Source organism: Pseudomonas sp. GNP013 (genome assembly GCF_054343995.1).
Map to the genome: position 1 here is coordinate 4772499 of NZ_JBTGUT010000001.1, position 15757 is coordinate 4788255.

The 15757-nt window shown below is 60.5% G+C and carries 14 protein-coding genes and 1 tRNA gene; 10 read left to right on the top strand and 5 right to left on the bottom strand.

Translation table 11 applies throughout. The features are described 5' to 3' along the window. The first annotated feature begins 71 nt into the window (after nucleotides 1-71). Together ACXX81_RS21035 and ACXX81_RS21040 are read left to right on the top strand one after the other, a co-directional pair. Nucleotides 72-147 (top strand) — tRNA-Phe (locus ACXX81_RS21035). A 290-nt stretch (nucleotides 148-437) separates the two neighbouring features. Further along, on the top strand, nucleotides 438-1598 hold the full coding sequence (locus tag ACXX81_RS21040; protein WP_458572323.1) for a Fic family protein: 1161 nt from the start codon (nucleotides 438-440) through the stop codon (nucleotides 1596-1598). A gap of 24 nt (nucleotides 1599-1622) precedes the next feature. On the opposite strand, the gene ACXX81_RS21045 is transcribed toward ACXX81_RS21040, so the two are convergent. Together ACXX81_RS21045 and ACXX81_RS21050 are read right to left on the bottom strand one after the other, a co-directional pair. Beyond that, nucleotides 1623-3230, bottom strand: coding sequence for an ArnT family glycosyltransferase (locus ACXX81_RS21045; protein ID WP_458572324.1), 1608 nt, complete (start codon nucleotides 3228-3230; stop codon nucleotides 1623-1625). An 86-nt stretch (nucleotides 3231-3316) separates the two neighbouring features. Continuing rightward, nucleotides 3317-4282, bottom strand: a complete 966-nt coding sequence (locus tag ACXX81_RS21050) for an arsenic resistance protein (RefSeq protein WP_231422692.1) — start codon at nucleotides 4280-4282, stop codon at nucleotides 3317-3319. 152 nt (nucleotides 4283-4434) lie between these two features. On the opposite strand from ACXX81_RS21050, the gene ACXX81_RS21055 reads away from it, so the two are divergent. Next, entirely contained in the window at nucleotides 4435-4848 is a 414-nt protein-coding gene (locus ACXX81_RS21055) for a hypothetical protein (RefSeq protein WP_209987420.1), read from the top strand. 123 nt (nucleotides 4849-4971) lie between these two features. Here the strand turns inward: ACXX81_RS21055 and gabP are convergent, their stop codons facing one another. After that, a complete protein-coding gene (gabP, locus tag ACXX81_RS21060; RefSeq protein ID WP_209987417.1) occupies nucleotides 4972-6363 on the bottom strand; it encodes a GABA permease in 1392 nt (463 codons plus the stop codon). Between the two features lie 555 nt (nucleotides 6364-6918). On the opposite strand from gabP, the gene ACXX81_RS21065 reads away from it, so the two are divergent. From ACXX81_RS21065 to ACXX81_RS21085, 5 genes are all read left to right on the top strand, one after another. Next, nucleotides 6919-7692 (top strand): ABC transporter ATP-binding protein, encoded by a 774-nt coding sequence (locus ACXX81_RS21065; RefSeq protein WP_209987413.1) that lies wholly within the window; start codon nucleotides 6919-6921, stop codon nucleotides 7690-7692. A 13-nt stretch (nucleotides 7693-7705) separates the two neighbouring features. Next, nucleotides 7706-8458, top strand: coding sequence for an ABC transporter substrate-binding protein (locus tag ACXX81_RS21070; RefSeq protein WP_057008583.1), 753 nt, complete (start codon nucleotides 7706-7708; stop codon nucleotides 8456-8458). 73 nt (nucleotides 8459-8531) lie between these two features. Beyond that, nucleotides 8532-9227 (top strand): ABC transporter permease, encoded by a 696-nt coding sequence (locus tag ACXX81_RS21075; RefSeq protein WP_458572325.1) that lies wholly within the window; start codon nucleotides 8532-8534, stop codon nucleotides 9225-9227. Nucleotides 9228-9265: 38 nt separating this feature from the next. Beyond that, nucleotides 9266-9955 carry an ABC transporter permease gene (locus tag ACXX81_RS21080; protein WP_057008627.1) on the top strand — a complete coding sequence of 230 codons (690 nt, stop codon included), beginning with the start codon at nucleotides 9266-9268 and terminating at the stop codon, nucleotides 9953-9955. Next, nucleotides 9936-11123, top strand: a complete 1188-nt coding sequence (locus ACXX81_RS21085; RefSeq protein WP_458572326.1) for a methyltransferase — start codon at nucleotides 9936-9938, stop codon at nucleotides 11121-11123. The genes ACXX81_RS21080 and ACXX81_RS21085 overlap by 20 nt, the downstream gene beginning before the upstream one ends. Before the next feature lie 240 nt (nucleotides 11124-11363). Here ACXX81_RS21085 and bcsQ read toward each other — a convergent pair whose 3' ends face one another. Beyond that, a complete protein-coding gene (gene bcsQ, locus ACXX81_RS21090; RefSeq protein WP_209987405.1) occupies nucleotides 11364-12308 on the bottom strand; it encodes a cellulose biosynthesis protein BcsQ in 945 nt (314 codons plus the stop codon). Between the two features lie 290 nt (nucleotides 12309-12598). Here bcsQ and lapG point away from each other — a divergent pair, with 290 nt between their 5' ends. Beyond that, complete coding sequence (gene lapG, locus ACXX81_RS21095) at nucleotides 12599-13291, top strand: cysteine protease LapG (protein WP_373460635.1); 693 nt, start codon at nucleotides 12599-12601, stop codon at nucleotides 13289-13291. Nucleotides 13292-13302: 11 nt separating this feature from the next. Continuing rightward, entirely contained in the window at nucleotides 13303-15249 is a 1947-nt protein-coding gene (gene lapD, locus ACXX81_RS21100; protein ID WP_458572327.1) for a cyclic di-GMP receptor LapD, read from the top strand. 55 nt (nucleotides 15250-15304) lie between these two features. Here lapD and ACXX81_RS21105 read toward each other — a convergent pair whose 3' ends face one another. After that, nucleotides 15305-15643: a tryptophan synthase subunit beta gene (locus ACXX81_RS21105; RefSeq protein ID WP_209987399.1), complete on the bottom strand. Its 339-nt coding sequence runs from the start codon at nucleotides 15641-15643 to the stop codon at nucleotides 15305-15307. Nucleotides 15644-15757 lie beyond the last annotated feature (114 nt).

The window sequence follows — 15757 nt, forward strand, 5'->3', positions numbered from 1 at the left end:
CGGTAATAATTAAATATTTTTCTAAAACTTGCTTGACGACCCCCTGAAAAACCCGTTTAATGCGCCCCGTTGCCCAGATAGCTCAGTCGGTAGAGCAGGGGATTGAAAATCCCCGTGTCGGCGGTTCGATTCCGTCTCTGGGCACCACTAATCAGTTTCAGGTGGTGCAACTATCATCCGAAACACACAAAAAACCCGCCTTGTGCGGGTTTTTTGTTGCCTGCGATTTGAGCAGGCCCTATACCGCCCCTCAGGCACAGGCCCGCTGACGAAGGATCATCTGGCCAAACCCACTTGCGCCCCTCAAGCTTTTCACTTATCTGAATTGTGTTTTTGAGATAACGTAGTCCCTATTCAGGCCCTGAACCCGCGTTTTACGGGCATCAGAGCGCTCATTTTTTGAGATAATAAAAAATCGATTAGAGATATTTTTCGACATGGCAGAGTTTTTTCACCACGATCTTGAGCTTCTGAACCCTTCATTCGACTCAGGTCTGGTTGACGTTCTGAGTGAACTGGAACATCTGCGCCGCCTGGAACTGGGGGGCGATACGCCACCTGCCGTTTTTTTCCAGCTTAAGGACCTGTTTCACACGCTGGAGAGCCTCGGTTCCGCTCGTATTGAGGGCAACCATACGACCCTCGCGGACTACATCGAAAGTAAAGTCGATGGAAAAGCAGAAGACTCAGATCAATTGCGAGAGATCGCAAATATCGAAAAAGCCATGGACTACGTTGAAAGCATCGTGAAGCCTGGCGTAGACCTCTCCGAGTTTGCAATCCGGGAACTTCATTCGATCACGGTTCAAGGACTGACGCGCGAAGGTGATCGCACGCCAGGCGCATACCGTGAAGCTGGAGTACGTATAGCCCAATCAGACCACTTGCCTCCCGATGCCGTGCTGGTACAGGGGTATATGCAAGAACTGATTGCCTTCGTGAATAAGCCGGATGCGCCCAAATATGACCTGATGAAGGTCGCCCTGGCCCACCACCGATTCGGCTGGATTCATCCCTTCGGCAACGGCAATGGCCGTGTCGTACGTCTTCTCACCTACGCACTGTTAATGAAGTACGGCTTCAACGTCAGCGCGGGCGGTCGAGTCCTGAACCCTACGGCTGTGTTCTGCATTGATCGGGAAAAGTACTATTCAATGCTCTCCAGTGCCGATACAGGCACCAAGGAGGGACTCGAAGCATGGTGCATCTACGTTCTCGCGGGGATCAAAGACGAACTGGAGAAAGTAAGCAGACTGACTGATTATGGCTATCTGACCAGGCACGTCCTGGCGCCCACCATAGCCATGGCAAAAGAGCGAGAATGGATCACGCCAATTGAGGAAAAAATTCTGACCACGGCGGTTCAACTGAAGGTCGTCAAATCAAGCGACATTGCCGATGTACTGCCAAGCCTGTCCGCCGCACAAAGAACCTACCAGATAAAAAAACTGGTCGATCAGGGCATGCTTCTTCCCGTTAACCCAGGTGCACGGCATTACACCATCGGGTTCTCCAACAACTACCTGATCAGAGGCGTTATCAAGTCACTACGCGAGGAAGGATTCATCCCTGAGCAGTTGGACAGGCCTTACGCATGAAGACTTATCCAGACAAGGTCGCACTCACTTCAACAAAAACACCATCAACGGATTGTCATTCAATCGCCCGTTGAACGCCGGAGCCAGATGCTCCACCGGCGAGCCCTTCAGCAAGACCGTTTGCGTGCGTTCCACAATCACCCAGGACGGCCTTGGCAGCGCGTTCAATTTCTCCAGTTCATGGCGCCCTACGAACAACGGTCGCTCGTCGTGATCCAGGTTCATCATGTAGCGCACGCCCCAGGTGTCCTGGCCAAGATCGACGAACACCAACGGTCCAGGGGTGACGGCGCGTAGCGATTCGACCTGACCGACAAACGTGCGGGTGTCGAATTGCAGGTCCTTGGACGGCTCTACCACCGCCACCAGCAGCAGCCATTGCGCCGCCAGTGCGATCAGACTGAGCCACACCAGGCGCGCCGCCCGATGCCAGGCGAACAGCACCGCCACCTGCAGCAACACCAATACGCTGAACAATAGCGGCAACGATACATCCGGCCAGTAGCCATGCTTCTGCCACGCGTGCCGACACACCAGCACGGCGATCGCGCACAGCGTTGGCAGCGCCGCGACAAGGCCTTCGTAGCATCGGCGCACGCCAGCGAGCCAGCCCTGCGACTGCAGTAGCCCATAGGCGGCGACAGCGGCAAACATCGGCACCATCGGCAGGATGTAATAGGCGCGCTTGAAATGCGGCACCGACAGGCCGAGCAGAATCATCAAGCCGCACGCACCGAGACGCACCACCATTTGCACGTCTTCCTCGGTCCGTCGTAGCGCCCAGCGATGGCGCAGCGCAAACAGGGTCGCCAGGGCCAGCGGCACCACGGGAAAGTAACGGTACAAACTCAACTGGAAGTAGAAATAGAACGGCTCACCGTTTTCATCGAGGCGCCCACCCACCTGCATCTTGAATACCTCGTCGGCAAACGCATCGCCTCCGCTGATCCGCGCCAGCTTCATCAGCAGCCACCAGCAGGCCGCCAACAGCACCAGGCCGACCACACCGTGAATCAGCACCTGCCTGACCCGTTCGCCGGGACGGCCGAGCGCACAGTAAACGCATGCCACGCCGCAGACCTCGATCAGCCCCAACGGGCCGCGAATCGCAAACGCCAGGGTGAACAACGGAAACACCGCCAGTTGCCGCCAGCGCGAACCCAGGCGCTCACCACTGTGCAGCAGATAGAAGCTGCCCACGCAGAGCAGCGCGACCATCTGATCAAGGCAGACCGAGCGGGACTTTTCCAGCAGTTGTGTGGTGAGCAAGGTCAACAGCACAGTGAGCAGCGCCCATTGCCGGCTGCGAGGGGCCAACAGCCGGTAGATCACGGCAATCACCCCGGCGGATGCCAGCGCGGTGGGCAAGATATTCGCCAAGTGATTGGGCGCACCGAAGACTCGGGCAAACACAAAACTGAAGAACGTCGCAGTGCCGGGGTAGTCCGCGTAGGGCTGGCCGTAGGTAGTAGGGAAAAGACTCGCGCCATGGCGAAACATTTCCTGCAGGAACAGCGCCCAGCGACCGTCAAAGCCTTGGGGCTGCTGGTCCCAGATACCCAAGGTGAACAACAACAGGGCGATCAGAAACAGGCCCAGGGATTCCAGGCGAAAACGGTTGCGGTGATCCATCGGTTGACCTGTCAGGTGTAAGGCGCCGCTCATGGTGCACAACGCACCCCTGAATAGCGCCTGAACAGACCTGAAACTTCATGCGTTTACCGATTTTTGCGCCACACCACTGCGCGAATCAGGCGCACGTAGAACAACTGGGCAACCAACTCGACCAGGGTCTGCAGGATCACCGCCGTTGCCGCCAACCCGCGCACGTCTTCCGGCAGCGCCAGTGCCAACGGCAGCACCACCAGCGAGTTACGCGTGGCGGCACTGAAGGTCACCGCACGCGCCGCCCCCGCCGGCAACGCGAACAATCGCGCGGCCAGCATCCCCAGCAATGGCGCCAGCAACACGAAACCCAGATAGACCGGAATCACCGGCAGCAGCAGGTTGAGATCGCGCACCACCGAGGTGATCTGCGAACCGATCACCACAAACAGCACCAGCGCCATCGCCGGCACCGGCAACCAGGCCCAGGCGCTGTTCCACGCACTGATGACAGCAGATCGTCGCGCCAGGGACGTCGTCAGTACCGCCAGCAGCATCGGCACCACAATCAACCACACAAACGCCGCGACAAATGGCCCGACCTCAACCACCACCTCAGACTGCGTGCCCAACATCAACCCCATGTACACCGGCAACAGCGCCAACTGCAACAGCAGCAACACCGGCGTCGCCGCCAGCATCAACCGCGAATCGCCCTTGCCGATATGGGTGAACACCACCACATAATCGATGCACGGCGTCAGCAACACCAGCAACGCCCCCACCAGCAGTGCCGGGCGCTCCACAAGGCCTCGGGTCAGTGCCCAGACCAGCAACGGCACAAGAATGAAATTGGCCAGCAGCAGCGCCGCCATAAAGCGCTTGCTGCCCACCCCCTGACGCAGCTCCAGAAACGGGATCTGCAGGAACATCGCATACATCAGCACGGCGATAGCGGGCGTGACCAGAGCGGCGAGGCCATGCCCCAGCGAAGGCGCGAACAGGCCCAGCGTGGCAGCAAGAAGGACCGCGACGAAGTAGAGGGGGATCTGCTTGTGTTCGAGGGTTTCGCGGGTCATGAAGACGCTCTAGGCCGATCCAAAGACGCGAGCGTATTAGCAGCACAAACAAGGAGCAATAGCAGCACCGCGAATCGCCCCTTCCACACAACCCCTTGGGATTTACCCCAACCTGCGCTTCAATACCCCCCCAAACCCAAGGAAGCCGACCCATGGCCTCGCCGAACAAGCAGCAGAAACGTGCCCATCGGGCCAAGGCCAAAGCCAAGCAAAACCGCACCCAGCGCGCCGTGGCGGCCAAGCCGGATGCGTTTGCCGGTGACGACGACCGTATCGACCTTGAGTCGGTGGATTTGACCGAATTGTTCCTGGAGATGCGCGTTGCCAGCGAAGTCAGCCAACAAGCAATGTGTGCAGCGTTCCTGGCGCACCCGTTGCTGGCGCTGGTGCTGGAGCAGGAAGGCGAAGAAGAAGCCACCGACTTTATCCTGGCCGCGCTGATCGAGTATCGGCAATGGACCACGGACAGTGACGATGAAGCGGCGGCGCTGGCGTGGATTGAATCTGCAGAGTTCCAGGCCGATTACGTGGCGGCGTCACAGTCACTGGTGAATTCCCAGGACTGACGCAAAACAAATGTGGGAGGGGGCTCGCTCCCGATAGCAGCCTGTCAGTCAGCACACCTGATGCTGACACACCGCTATCGGGAGCAAGCCCCCTCCCACACCTGAACTACATCCACTCAACCATCAGTTAAGCACGGCAGCACTCGCCCGCTGAGCCTTGCGCCGGCTCGCAACAACGAGCCCCGCAGCCACCACCAGCAAGCTCAACACGCCAGTCGCGATGATCTCGACCCGGTGCGCTTCCTGGAACAGCATGATGGTCAAGGTACCCACGATAAACACCATCACCGCATAAGTGAGGCCAGGGAACAGCCACATCTTGAATTCGAGCTTCTCACCCGCCGCCACACGCTTCTGACGCATGCGCAGTTGCGACACCGCGATCACCAGATACACCAGCAACGCGATAGCGCCGGAGCTGGCCAGCAGGAATTCAAACACCGCCGCCGGTGCCACGTAGTTGGCGAATACCGCCAGGAACGCAGCCCCCGTCGACAGCAACACCGCCCAATAAGGCGTGCCGCTCTTGTTGGTGCGCTTGGCCACAGCCGGGGCATCACCGCGACGGCCCAGGGAGAACAGCATGCGCGACGCGGTGTACAGCGCCGAATTCAGGCAACTGGTCACCGCCACCAGCACCACCAGGTCGACGATCAGCTTGGCATTCGGGATGCCCATGCGCTCCAGCACGGTCTGGTAGGAACCTACCGCCGCCAGGGTCGGATCGTTCCACGGCACCAGCGACACCACGATGAAAATCGACAACAGGTAGAACAAACCGATCCGCCAGATCACCGAGTTGGTGGCCTTGGTGATTTGCTGGCCGGGATTCTTCGATTCAGCCGCCGCAATGGTGACGATCTCGGTGCCCATGAACGAGAACATGGTGGTGAGGATGGCCGCCAGCACCGCGCCCATGCCGTTGGGCATGAAACCTTGGGTATCGAACAGGTGCGACACGCCGCTGACCTGGCTGGTGGGCAACACGCCGAAAATCGCCGCCAGGCCGAGGATGACGAAGGCCACGATCGCCACAACCTTGATCAACGCAAACCAGAACTCGAACTCGCCGTAGTTCTTCACGCTGAACAGGTTGGTCGCCGTCAGCAGCAAGGTGATGATCAGGGTAAAGGCCCAGATGGCCACGTCGGGGAACCACGCATGCAGGATGGTCGCCGCCGCGTTGGCCTCCAGTGGAATCACCAGCACCCAGAACCACCAGTACAACCAGCCGATGGTAAAGCCGGCCCAGTGCCCGATCGCACGGTCGGCGTAAGTGGAGAACGAACCGGTGTCCGGCGACGCTACGGCCATTTCGGCGAGCATGCGCATCACCAATACCACCAGCGTGCCCGCCGCGGCATACGCCAGCAGTACGGCAGGGCCAGCGGCAGCAATCGCGTGGCCGGAGCCGACGAACAACCCGGCACCGATGACGCCGGCAATTGACAGCATGGTGACGTGACGCGGTTTGAGCCCCTGTTCGAGGTCATTGGAGCTTTGCGTACTACTCATTGACACACCTTTGCGAGGAATTGCGAAAACGGTCCGCCCGGCCTGGATGCTTTCTCGTGAAAAGAAACCAACAGGGGCGTTCTTTATTTTTTACGCAAGATTTGCGCCAAAATGTTACGAATCCACAGCCGGCGCGGCCTGTAGGACGCTTCCGCATAAATCGCAAGTCATTGAGAACAATGGCATTTCGCTATAGCGTTACCGTGCACCCCATATTCAAGACGTTTGAGCGCACCAAAAACACACACAAAAAGTGCGTGACGCCCTATTAAAGGGCTGAGTATGCACCGTTTGCCGGTTTTACCCTTCCAACACTTGGCCAAAGCTGGCACCATCGCGCCCTTTTTACGCAAAGCCTGCGCATATTCCGGGGCAAACGGTTGTTCGGTTGTTGATGGCGCGACACGCCGCTGTGCCGATGCGACACCCTGCCGCAGACCACCGTTTAACCGCCCGCAGCGCTGTTGGCTGTCATCCAGACGCTATGCTAGCTTGGCGCCTCGCCAGAAGGTGGCCCCGCAGCGCCGCATGCAACGAACACAATGAGGACCCCCCATGGCCGAGGCCACGCCCGCGCTTGAAATCCGCAACCTGCATAAACGCTATGGCGAGCTGGAGGTGCTCAAGGGTATCTCGCTGACCGCCCGCGACGGCGACGTGATCTCGATCCTGGGTTCTTCCGGTTCCGGCAAATCCACACTCCTGCGCTGCATCAACCTGCTGGAAAACCCGCACCAGGGCCAGATCCTGGTGGCCGGCGAAGAGCTCAAGCTCAAGGCCGCAAAAAACGGCGAGCTGCAAGCTGCCGACGGCAAGCAGATCAACCGCCTGCGCAGCGAAATCGGTTTTGTGTTTCAGAACTTTAATCTGTGGCCGCACATGAGCATCCTCGACAACATCATCGAGGCGCCACGCCGCGTGCGCGGCCAGAGCAAGGCCGAAGCGATCGAAGTGGCCGAAGCCCTGCTGGCCAAGGTCGGCATCGCCGACAAGCGCCACGCCTACCCTGCGCAATTGTCCGGTGGCCAGCAACAACGCGCGGCCATCGCGCGCACCCTGGCGATGCAGCCCAAAGTCATTCTGTTTGACGAGCCCACTTCCGCGCTTGACCCGGAAATGGTCCAGGAAGTACTTAATGTGATCCGCGCACTGGCCGAAGAAGGCCGTACCATGCTGCTGGTCACCCATGAAATGGGGTTTGCCCGTCAGGTGTCCAGCGAAGTGGTGTTTCTGCACCAGGGCCTGGTCGAAGAGCAAGGATCGCCACAGCAGGTGTTTGAAAACCCGCTTTCGGCGCGCTGCAAACAATTCATGTCCAGCAACCGCTAACGGAGCAACCTGCATGCAGAACTATAAAAAATTCCTTCTGGCCGCGGCCGTCTCGATGGCGTTCAGCGCCACGGCCATGGCGGAAACCTTGAAAATGGGGATCGAAGCGGCCTACCCGCCGTTCAACAATAAAGACGCCAGCGGCAACGTGGTGGGCTTTGACAAGGACATCGGCGACGCCCTGTGCGCCAAGATGAAAGTCGAGAAGTGCGAAGTTTACGTGTCCGACTGGGACGGCATCATCCCGGCCCTGAACGCCAAGAAGTTCGACTTCCTGGTGTCTTCGCTGTCGATCACCGATGAGCGCAAGCAGGCCGTCGACTTCACCGACCCGTACTACTCCAACAAGCTGCAGTTCATCGCGCCGAAAGCCACTACCGACTTCAAGCCCGATGCCGACTACCTCAAGGGCAAGATCATCGGTGCACAGCGCGCAACGCTGGCCGGTACCTACCTTGAAGACAAACTGCCGGACACCGAAGCCAAGCTGTACGACACCCAGGAAAACGCCTATCTCGACCTGACGTCCGGTCGTCTGGACGGCATTCTTGCCGACAAGTACGTGCAATACGAATGGCTCAAGAGCAAAGACGGTTCGGCCTATGAGTTCAAGGGCGACCCGGTGGTGGAAAGCGACAAGATCGGTATCGCCGTACGCAAGGGCGACCCGCTGCGCGAGCGCCTGAACAAAGCCCTGGCAGAGATCAAGGCCGACGGCACCTACAAGAAAATCAACGACAAGTACTTCCCGTTCAGCATCGAATGACCTGAACGGCCTGCCCGGCGCGCTCACGTGAGCGCGCCGGCTTTTGCATTGCCTGCCACGATATGAAAACACCATGAATTTCGATCTCTACGGATTCGGCCCCGCGCTTGCCGCTGGTGCGCTGATGACCGTCAAACTGGCGCTCACCGCCCTGTGTCTGGGGCTGGTGCTGGGCCTTGCCGGCGCCCTGGGCAAGACGTCCCCCTACAAGCCGTTGCAATGGCTGGGCGGAGCCTACTCGACCCTCGTTCGCGGGATTCCCGAACTGCTGTGGGTGCTGCTGATTTATTTCGGCACGGTCAACCTGATGCGTAGCCTGGGCGAGACCTTCGGTATCCCCGATCTGTCACTCAGCGCGTTCGCCGCTGGCGTCATCGCCCTGGGCCTGTGCTTTGGCGCCTACGCCACGGAAGTGTTCCGTGGCGCGATACTCGCTATTCCCAAGGGCCACCGCGAAGCCGGTGTGGCGTTGGGGCTGTCCCGGTTGCGGATTTTTACCCGATTGATCATGCCGCAGATGTGGCGCATCGCCCTGCCGGGCCTGGGCAACCTGTTCATGATCCTGATGAAGGACACTGCGCTGGTGTCGGTGATCGGCCTTGAAGAAATCATGCGCCACGCGCAGATCGGCGTGACCGTCACCAAGCAACCGTTCACCTTCTTCATGGTCGCGGCACTCATGTACCTGGGCCTCACGGTGCTGGCCATGAGCGGCATGTACTTCCTGGAAAAACGCGCCGCCCGCGGCTTTGCAAGGAGCACCCAATGAGCGGCGACTACAGCTGGCTGGCGCATTTCGACCTGGGCCTGAACTGGGCGGTGATCATCAAGTGGCTGCCCAAACTGGCACAGGGCGCCACCCTCACCCTGGAGCTGGTGGCCATTGCGGTCATCGCCGGCCTGCTGCTGGCGATCCCGCTCGGGATCGCCCGCTCATCGCGCCTGTGGTACGTGCGTGCCCTGCCCTACGGCTACATCTTTTTCTTCCGTGGCACGCCGCTGCTGGTGCAGTTGTTTCTGGTGTACTACGGCCTGGCGCAGTTCGACTCAGTGCGCCACAGCTTCATGTGGCCGTACCTGCGCGATCCGTTCTGGTGCGCCACCGCCACCATGACCCTGCACACCGCTGCTTATATCGCCGAGATCCTGCGCGGCGCGATCCAGGCGATCCCGCCCGGCGAGATCGAAGCGGCGCGCGCCCTGGGCATGTCCAGGCCAAAGACGCTGTTCTATATCATCCTGCCGCGCGCCTCGCGCATCGGCCTGCCGGCGTACAGCAACGAGGTGATCCTGATGCTCAAGGCCAGCGCCCTGGCCAGCACGGTGACCCTGCTGGAACTGACCGGCATGGCCCGTACCATCATCGCGCGCACCTATTTGCCGGTGGAGATCTTCTTCGCTGCCGGGCTGTTCTACCTGCTGATGGCCTACATCCTGGTACGCGGCTTCAAACTGCTGGAACGCTGGCTACGCGTCGATGCCTGCCAGGGACGTTGAGGCGCGCTTCCACGCGCTGGATGCGTTCCTGATCGAGCACCAGGGGCTGTGGCGACCACGGCCCTTTGTTCATCGCCATTTGCCTTGGGAAACCGAGCACCCGCAACTCGCCGCCTGGCTGCGCCAACGCACCCTGGGCGAGGCGCAAGACAGCCACAACCAACCCCACGATTTACCCGCACCGGCGCCGTTTCCACAGCTCGCGCGACAAGCATTGCAACTGAGCGCTGTGGATAAATTACCAGCCCACACCCTGGCACCTGCCCGACCTCGTCTGAACGTCGACGTACCGGGCCGCAAATGGCAACAGATCGAAGCCTTCGGCGCAGCCCTGCACTTTGCCGACACGCCCAGGCATTGGCTGGACTGGTGCGCGGGCAAAGGTCACCTTGGCCGCCGCCTGCTGCACACCGGGCAAACGCTGACGTGCCTCGAATACGACCCGAACCTGATCGCGGCCGGGCAAGCCCTGAGCGATCACCATCGGCTGCCCGCCGCCCATCGTCTGCAGGACGTGATGGCAGACGTGGCAATCGGCCCCGAGCACACGCCCGTCGCCCTGCACGCCTGCGGTGACCTGCATGTGCGTCTGCTGCAAGTGGCCAGCGCCGCTGGCTGCAGGCAATTGGCGCTGTCGCCCTGCTGCTATAACCGCATCAATGCCGATCGCTATCAGCCACTCTCGGGCGCAGCTCGAGCCTCGGCACTGCACCTTTCGGTGGATGATCTCAGCTTGCCCCTCACCGAGACCGTGACCGCCGGCAAGCGCGTGCGCCAGCGGCTCGACCGCTCCATGGCCTGGCGCCTGGGCTTCGACCCTCTGCAACGGCAACTGCGCGGCGTCGACGACTACCTCGCCACTCCCTCGTTGCCTGCCAGTTGGCTGGACAAACCCTACGCCGACTACTGCAAGGAGCTGGCACGCCTCAAGGGTTTATCCACAGGAGAGCAACCGTGGGAAACGCTGGAGGCGTACGGCTGGCGTCGTCTGGCCGAAGTCAGAAACCTCGAGTTGCTGCGTGGGCTGTTTCGCCGGCCATTGGAAGTATGGCTGGTGCTGGATCGCGCGCTGTTTTTGCAGGAACAAGGCTACGCCGTTGAACTGGGCACCTTCTGCGAACCCTCGCTGACGCCGCGTAACCTGATGCTACTGGCCGAGCGCGATTAAGGGGCAGCATTTACCCGCACGCCCTGTGGATAACTCTGTTGATGAAATCTTTACAGAGGCTGTAGCCACCTACGCTACAGCACGCAAGCGGTGCTGGTCATTTTTTGTTCACATAATAAAACGCACGCAAAACAGGCAGTTGCAACGTAACGCGAACAACGCCGCACCATGGCTGTTTTGTGACAGGTGGCACCGAACGATTGTGCATAAGCATCTGGCGTTACGCGTATAAACCGCGACTTATGGACGTTTTTTACGGGCAATCAACAGCCGGCACAGGCCGTTGATATCGTCGCCAGCCAGGCTCACGCGTATGTTATCCAGCGGGTCGGAGGCGAACGCCAAGGCTTCGCTGATGGATGAATCGTGGTGGATCACATGAACGGATCTGTCACCCAGACGTTGCTTGAAAGCCTCGAACATCTCCAGGCTGAACGCCGACTTATCATCCATTTGATTGATCACAATGTGGCAACGCGGCGCACGCTCAAGGCACGGCGCCAGCAATGCATCCACTTGATCCAGTGTGCCGAGGCAGGCGGCATTGGGCTGCGTGACCACCAGCACGATATCGGCCACGCTCAATGCCTGCTGCAAATAGACGTTATTGCCTGCCGGGGTATCGATGATCACCAGGCCGCGCTCATCCAGCGCCAGTGCCGACAAGCGCTGCGCCAGCCACTTGGGCTCACGCGTAAGCCAGCGCTGCAGGCTTTCCTTCTGATGGCTGTCGGTGTCGCCAAACGGGATGACCTGGCACCCGGCAAACCCGGATTGCACGACGCTCGTCCACGGTGCATTAAGCAGGCTGGCACGGCCCAGGCCAGGTTGCTCGGCCTCTACGCCGAAGTGGTGGCGCAGCGCGTTCTGCGGGTCCAGATCCAGGGCCATCACCGACTCGCCGAGTCGTTGCAGGCCGCTGCTCAACGCCGTGACCAGGGTGCTGCGCCCCACGCCGCCGTTGATCGACACCACCGCCACCACCGTTGGGCGGGCAACCTGCTGCTCGCCCGGCTGGAATCGCTCCTGAGGATGACTACGGTAATGCGAGCCGTCTCTCTGGTTCACCCGCGTGCCATCGTCAAACGGCACGGTGCCGAAGAAGTGCAGCCGAGCGTTTCTTCCCTCAGGGTCGCGGGAAACGCTCTTGCCGAACAGGGCAAATAGATAATCGGTGCGGCTCATGGCCGGAACTCCTTAACAGCGCCGTGTAAAGACGTGAAAGGTCGGCAAGATACTGGCTTCACCGCAGGTCTTCTTGTAGGCATTTTGATGGCTCATTCTCCGACAGCGAAGCGCAAGTGTCATTATTTTGATCAAATTGCCAGCATTCTTTCGGACGAGTGGAAAATAGCCAATTAAATGACGAACACTTTCTGCAATTCATCAAAAGTGATTCCACTGTGCCATTGTCTTTTGCAGGGTATCGCCTCACCATTGCCGCACCTTCCATGCTGCATGCCTGGGTAATCGCAGTGGCGTTACGCTTCAAACTCCCTCGGGTCCTCTACGGTTTCGCCGTCACGCTGCTGTTGGCGGGCGGGCTGCTGGGCGATTTGCTGGCCGATTGGGATTTCAGCCAGATCAGCCGACGCGCCGAAACGCTGTACGGTCCACTTGGCGCCGGGCGCCAGCGCATCGATGCGTGGCAACAGTTGCTGTCCACCCAGAAACAGGTAAGCGAGGCCGAGCAGCTCAAGGTGGTCAACCTCTTCTTCAATCGGCAGTTGCACTACGAGGAAGACATCGACCTGTGGCACGAGGTCGATTACTGGGCCACCCCCATTCAGTCGCTGTGGAAAGGCGCGGGCGACTGTGAAGACTACGCCATCGCCAAGTACTTCAGCCTGCGCCACCTCGGCGTGCCGGCCGAGAAATTGCGCATTACCTACGTCAAGGCGCTGCGTCAGAACCGTGCGCACATGGTGCTGACGTATTATGCGAGCCCAGAGGCCATGCCCCTGGTGCTCGACAGCCTGATGGACGCGATTCTGCCTGCCAGCCAACGCCAGGATTTGCTCCCCGTGTATGCCTTCAACGGCGAAGGCCTGTGGCTGACCGGCGCGGCGGGCAACAAGAAAGTCGGTGACACCAAACGCCTGTCACGCTGGCAGGATGTGTTGAAAAAAATGACCGCTGAAGGGTTTCCGGCCAGTTCGGACAATTAACAGGAGCTACGATGTCACTGTTCAAACAATTGCTGATCGCTATCTGCGTGTTCCTGATAGTCGCGTTCAGCGGTAGCTTCATGGTCAGCCTGGAGAGCTCGCGTACCCAGTACGTCAACCAGCTGCGCTCCCACGCTCAGGACGCGGCCACCGCGCTGGCCCTGTCGCTGACCCCGAACATCGATGACCCGGCGATGACCGAGCTGATGGTCAGCTCGATCTTCGACAGCGGCTACTACGCCAGCATCCGCGTGGTGGACCTGAGCAATAACCAGGTACTGGTGGAGCGCGCCGCCGAGCCGGATGCCAGCAACGTACCGGCGTGGTTCGTGAAGATGATCGGCCTGGAACCGGCCGGCGGTGATGCCATCGTCAGCCGCGGCTGGCAGCAGGCAGCACGGGTCGAGGTGGTCAGCCACCCGATGTTTGCCCTGGCCAAACTCTGGCAGAGCGCCCTGGGCAGCCTCGGTTGGTTGCTGGTGTGCGGGGCGGTGAGCGCGGTGCTCGGCGCCCTGCTGCTGCGCCGGCAGTTGAAGCCGCTGGACTACATGGTCGAGCAGTCCCATGCGATTGCCCGTCGTGAATTCCTGAGCCTGCCCGACCTGCCGCGCACCCCGGAGCTGCGCCGCGTCGTGCAGGCGATGAACCAGATGGTGGAGAAGCTCAAGGCCCTGTTCCATGAGCAGACCGAGCGCAGCGAGAAGCTGCGCGTGGAGTCCTACCAGGACAGCCTCACCGGCCTTGCCAACCGTCGCTATTTCGAGATGCAGCTGCAATCGCGGGTCAGCAACCTGGAGGAATCCAGCTCCGGCTACCTGCTGATGCTGCGCGTCAACGACCTGAGCGGCCTCAACCAGCGCCTGGGCGGGCAACGTACCGACCAGTTGCTGCAGGCGGTCAGCCAGCAACTGGTGCGCACCTGCGCCAAGTACCCGGAAACCCACAACCTCATCACCCGCAGCCGTGGCGGCGAATTCGCAGTGCTGGCCCCGGGGCTGGTGCGCGACGAAGCCCTGCAGTTGGCCCAGGCGCTGGAGGCGACCCTGCAAAGCCTGCACGAAACCGGCGCCACCGACATGCCGACCGTGGCCTTCATCGGCCTGGCGCCGTACAACCCGGGCGACGCCTCCGCCGACCTGCTGATGCTGGCCGACCAGGCGCTGACCCAGGCCGAAGCCAGCGGCGGCCAGAGCTGGGTGTGCCTGGAACATCAGGTCACTGGCACCGTCAGCGATGACCCGCACAGCTGGCACACCTTGCTCGATGACGCGCTGAAGCAAGGCCGCTTCCAGTTGTTTTTCCAGCCGGTGGTCAGCAGCGGCGACACCCGGCAGGTGCTGCATTACAAGGTGCTGTCGCGCCTGCTCGACAACCAGAACCAGACCATCGCGGCTGGCCACTTCCTGCCCTGGCTGGAACGCTTCGGCTGGACCGCGCGGCTCGACCACCTGATGCTGGACCTGGTGATCAAACACCTGAGCCAGCACCCCGTCTCGGCGGCCTTGAACCTGTCGGCCGCGACCCTGCAGGACCCTCAAGCCCTGGAGCGGGTATTCGAACGCCTGTCCCAGCACCCAACGCTGGGCGCACAGCTGACGCTGGAGATCGGCGAGGAGCAAGTGCCCGAACAGACCGAACTGGAGCGCCTGACCCGGCGCATGCGCAACCTGGGCTTCAGCCTCGGCCTGCAGCGTTTCGGCGGGCGCTTCAGCATGATCGGCAACCTGGCGAACCTGGGGCTGGCCTACCTGAAAATCGACGGCAGCTACATCCGCGCCATTGACCACGAAAGCCACAAGCGCTTTTTCATCGAAGCCATTCAGCGCGCCGCCCACAGCATCGACCTGCCGTTGATTGCCGAGCGCGTGGAAACCGAAGGTGAGTTGCGGGTGATCCGGGAGATGGGCATCGAAGGGGTGCAAGGCCGACTGGTCGGTGAACCCGCGCCCTGGAAGTGAAGCGCTGACACCTGGAACCTCCTTGACGGTCACCCCGTAAAGGAGGTGGCCGGGGTCAGATCAAGCCGGTTTCATCGTCGTTGATCAGCTCACTCAAGCCGCCCAGCGCGGCCCGCGCCTGGGTGCGCTCAAGGAACTTGACCTGCGCCGCCGGCGGCAGGTCGGTGATGCTCATCACGTTCTTGGTGATCAGCACCTGAATCAAGTCATCCAGCACTCGAATCATCTCAAGGTCACTTTGCTTGAGCTGCTTGAGGCTGTTGTCCACCGCATCACCGGCAAACCATGCCTGGATCTCATGGTGGTCGGCCGGCAGTGTCTCGGTGGCCTCGCTAAAAGCCTGTGCCTCGACGCGAACCAGCGCGTTGTATTGATCGCGTTGCACGTAGAACATCAGCGTTCTCCCAATAAAAAATCCCTGCAGGCATCGCGCACGGCGCCCACAGAGATTACACAGATTTTCCCGAAGCTGATGCCCGGCGGCGCCAATCCTTATGGATGGGTGCCG

What these genes read in the sequence shown, in the direction of transcription:
- ACXX81_RS21070 (WP_057008583.1), top strand. Translation starts at nt 7,706, where the DNA reads ATGCAGAACTATAAAAAATTCCTTCTGGCCGCGGCCGTCTCGATGGCG.
- bcsQ (WP_209987405.1), bottom strand. Translation starts at nt 12,308, where the DNA reads ATGAGCCGCACCGATTATCTATTTGCCCTGTTCGGCAAGAGCGTTTCC.
- ACXX81_RS21055 (WP_209987420.1), top strand. Translation starts at nt 4,435, where the DNA reads ATGGCCTCGCCGAACAAGCAGCAGAAACGTGCCCATCGGGCCAAGGCC.
- ACXX81_RS21075 (WP_458572325.1), top strand. Translation starts at nt 8,532, where the DNA reads ATGAATTTCGATCTCTACGGATTCGGCCCCGCGCTTGCCGCTGGTGCG.
- ACXX81_RS21050 (WP_231422692.1), bottom strand. Translation starts at nt 4,282, where the DNA reads ATGACCCGCGAAACCCTCGAACACAAGCAGATCCCCCTCTACTTCGTC.
- ACXX81_RS21085 (WP_458572326.1), top strand. Translation starts at nt 9,936, where the DNA reads ATGCCTGCCAGGGACGTTGAGGCGCGCTTCCACGCGCTGGATGCGTTC.
- lapD (WP_458572327.1), top strand. Translation starts at nt 13,303, where the DNA reads ATGTCACTGTTCAAACAATTGCTGATCGCTATCTGCGTGTTCCTGATA.
- ACXX81_RS21040 (WP_458572323.1), top strand. Translation starts at nt 438, where the DNA reads ATGGCAGAGTTTTTTCACCACGATCTTGAGCTTCTGAACCCTTCATTC.
- ACXX81_RS21045 (WP_458572324.1), bottom strand. Translation starts at nt 3,230, where the DNA reads ATGGATCACCGCAACCGTTTTCGCCTGGAATCCCTGGGCCTGTTTCTG.
- ACXX81_RS21065 (WP_209987413.1), top strand. Translation starts at nt 6,919, where the DNA reads ATGGCCGAGGCCACGCCCGCGCTTGAAATCCGCAACCTGCATAAACGC.
- gabP (WP_209987417.1), bottom strand. Translation starts at nt 6,363, where the DNA reads ATGAGTAGTACGCAAAGCTCCAATGACCTCGAACAGGGGCTCAAACCG.
- ACXX81_RS21105 (WP_209987399.1), bottom strand. Translation starts at nt 15,643, where the DNA reads ATGTTCTACGTGCAACGCGATCAATACAACGCGCTGGTTCGCGTCGAG.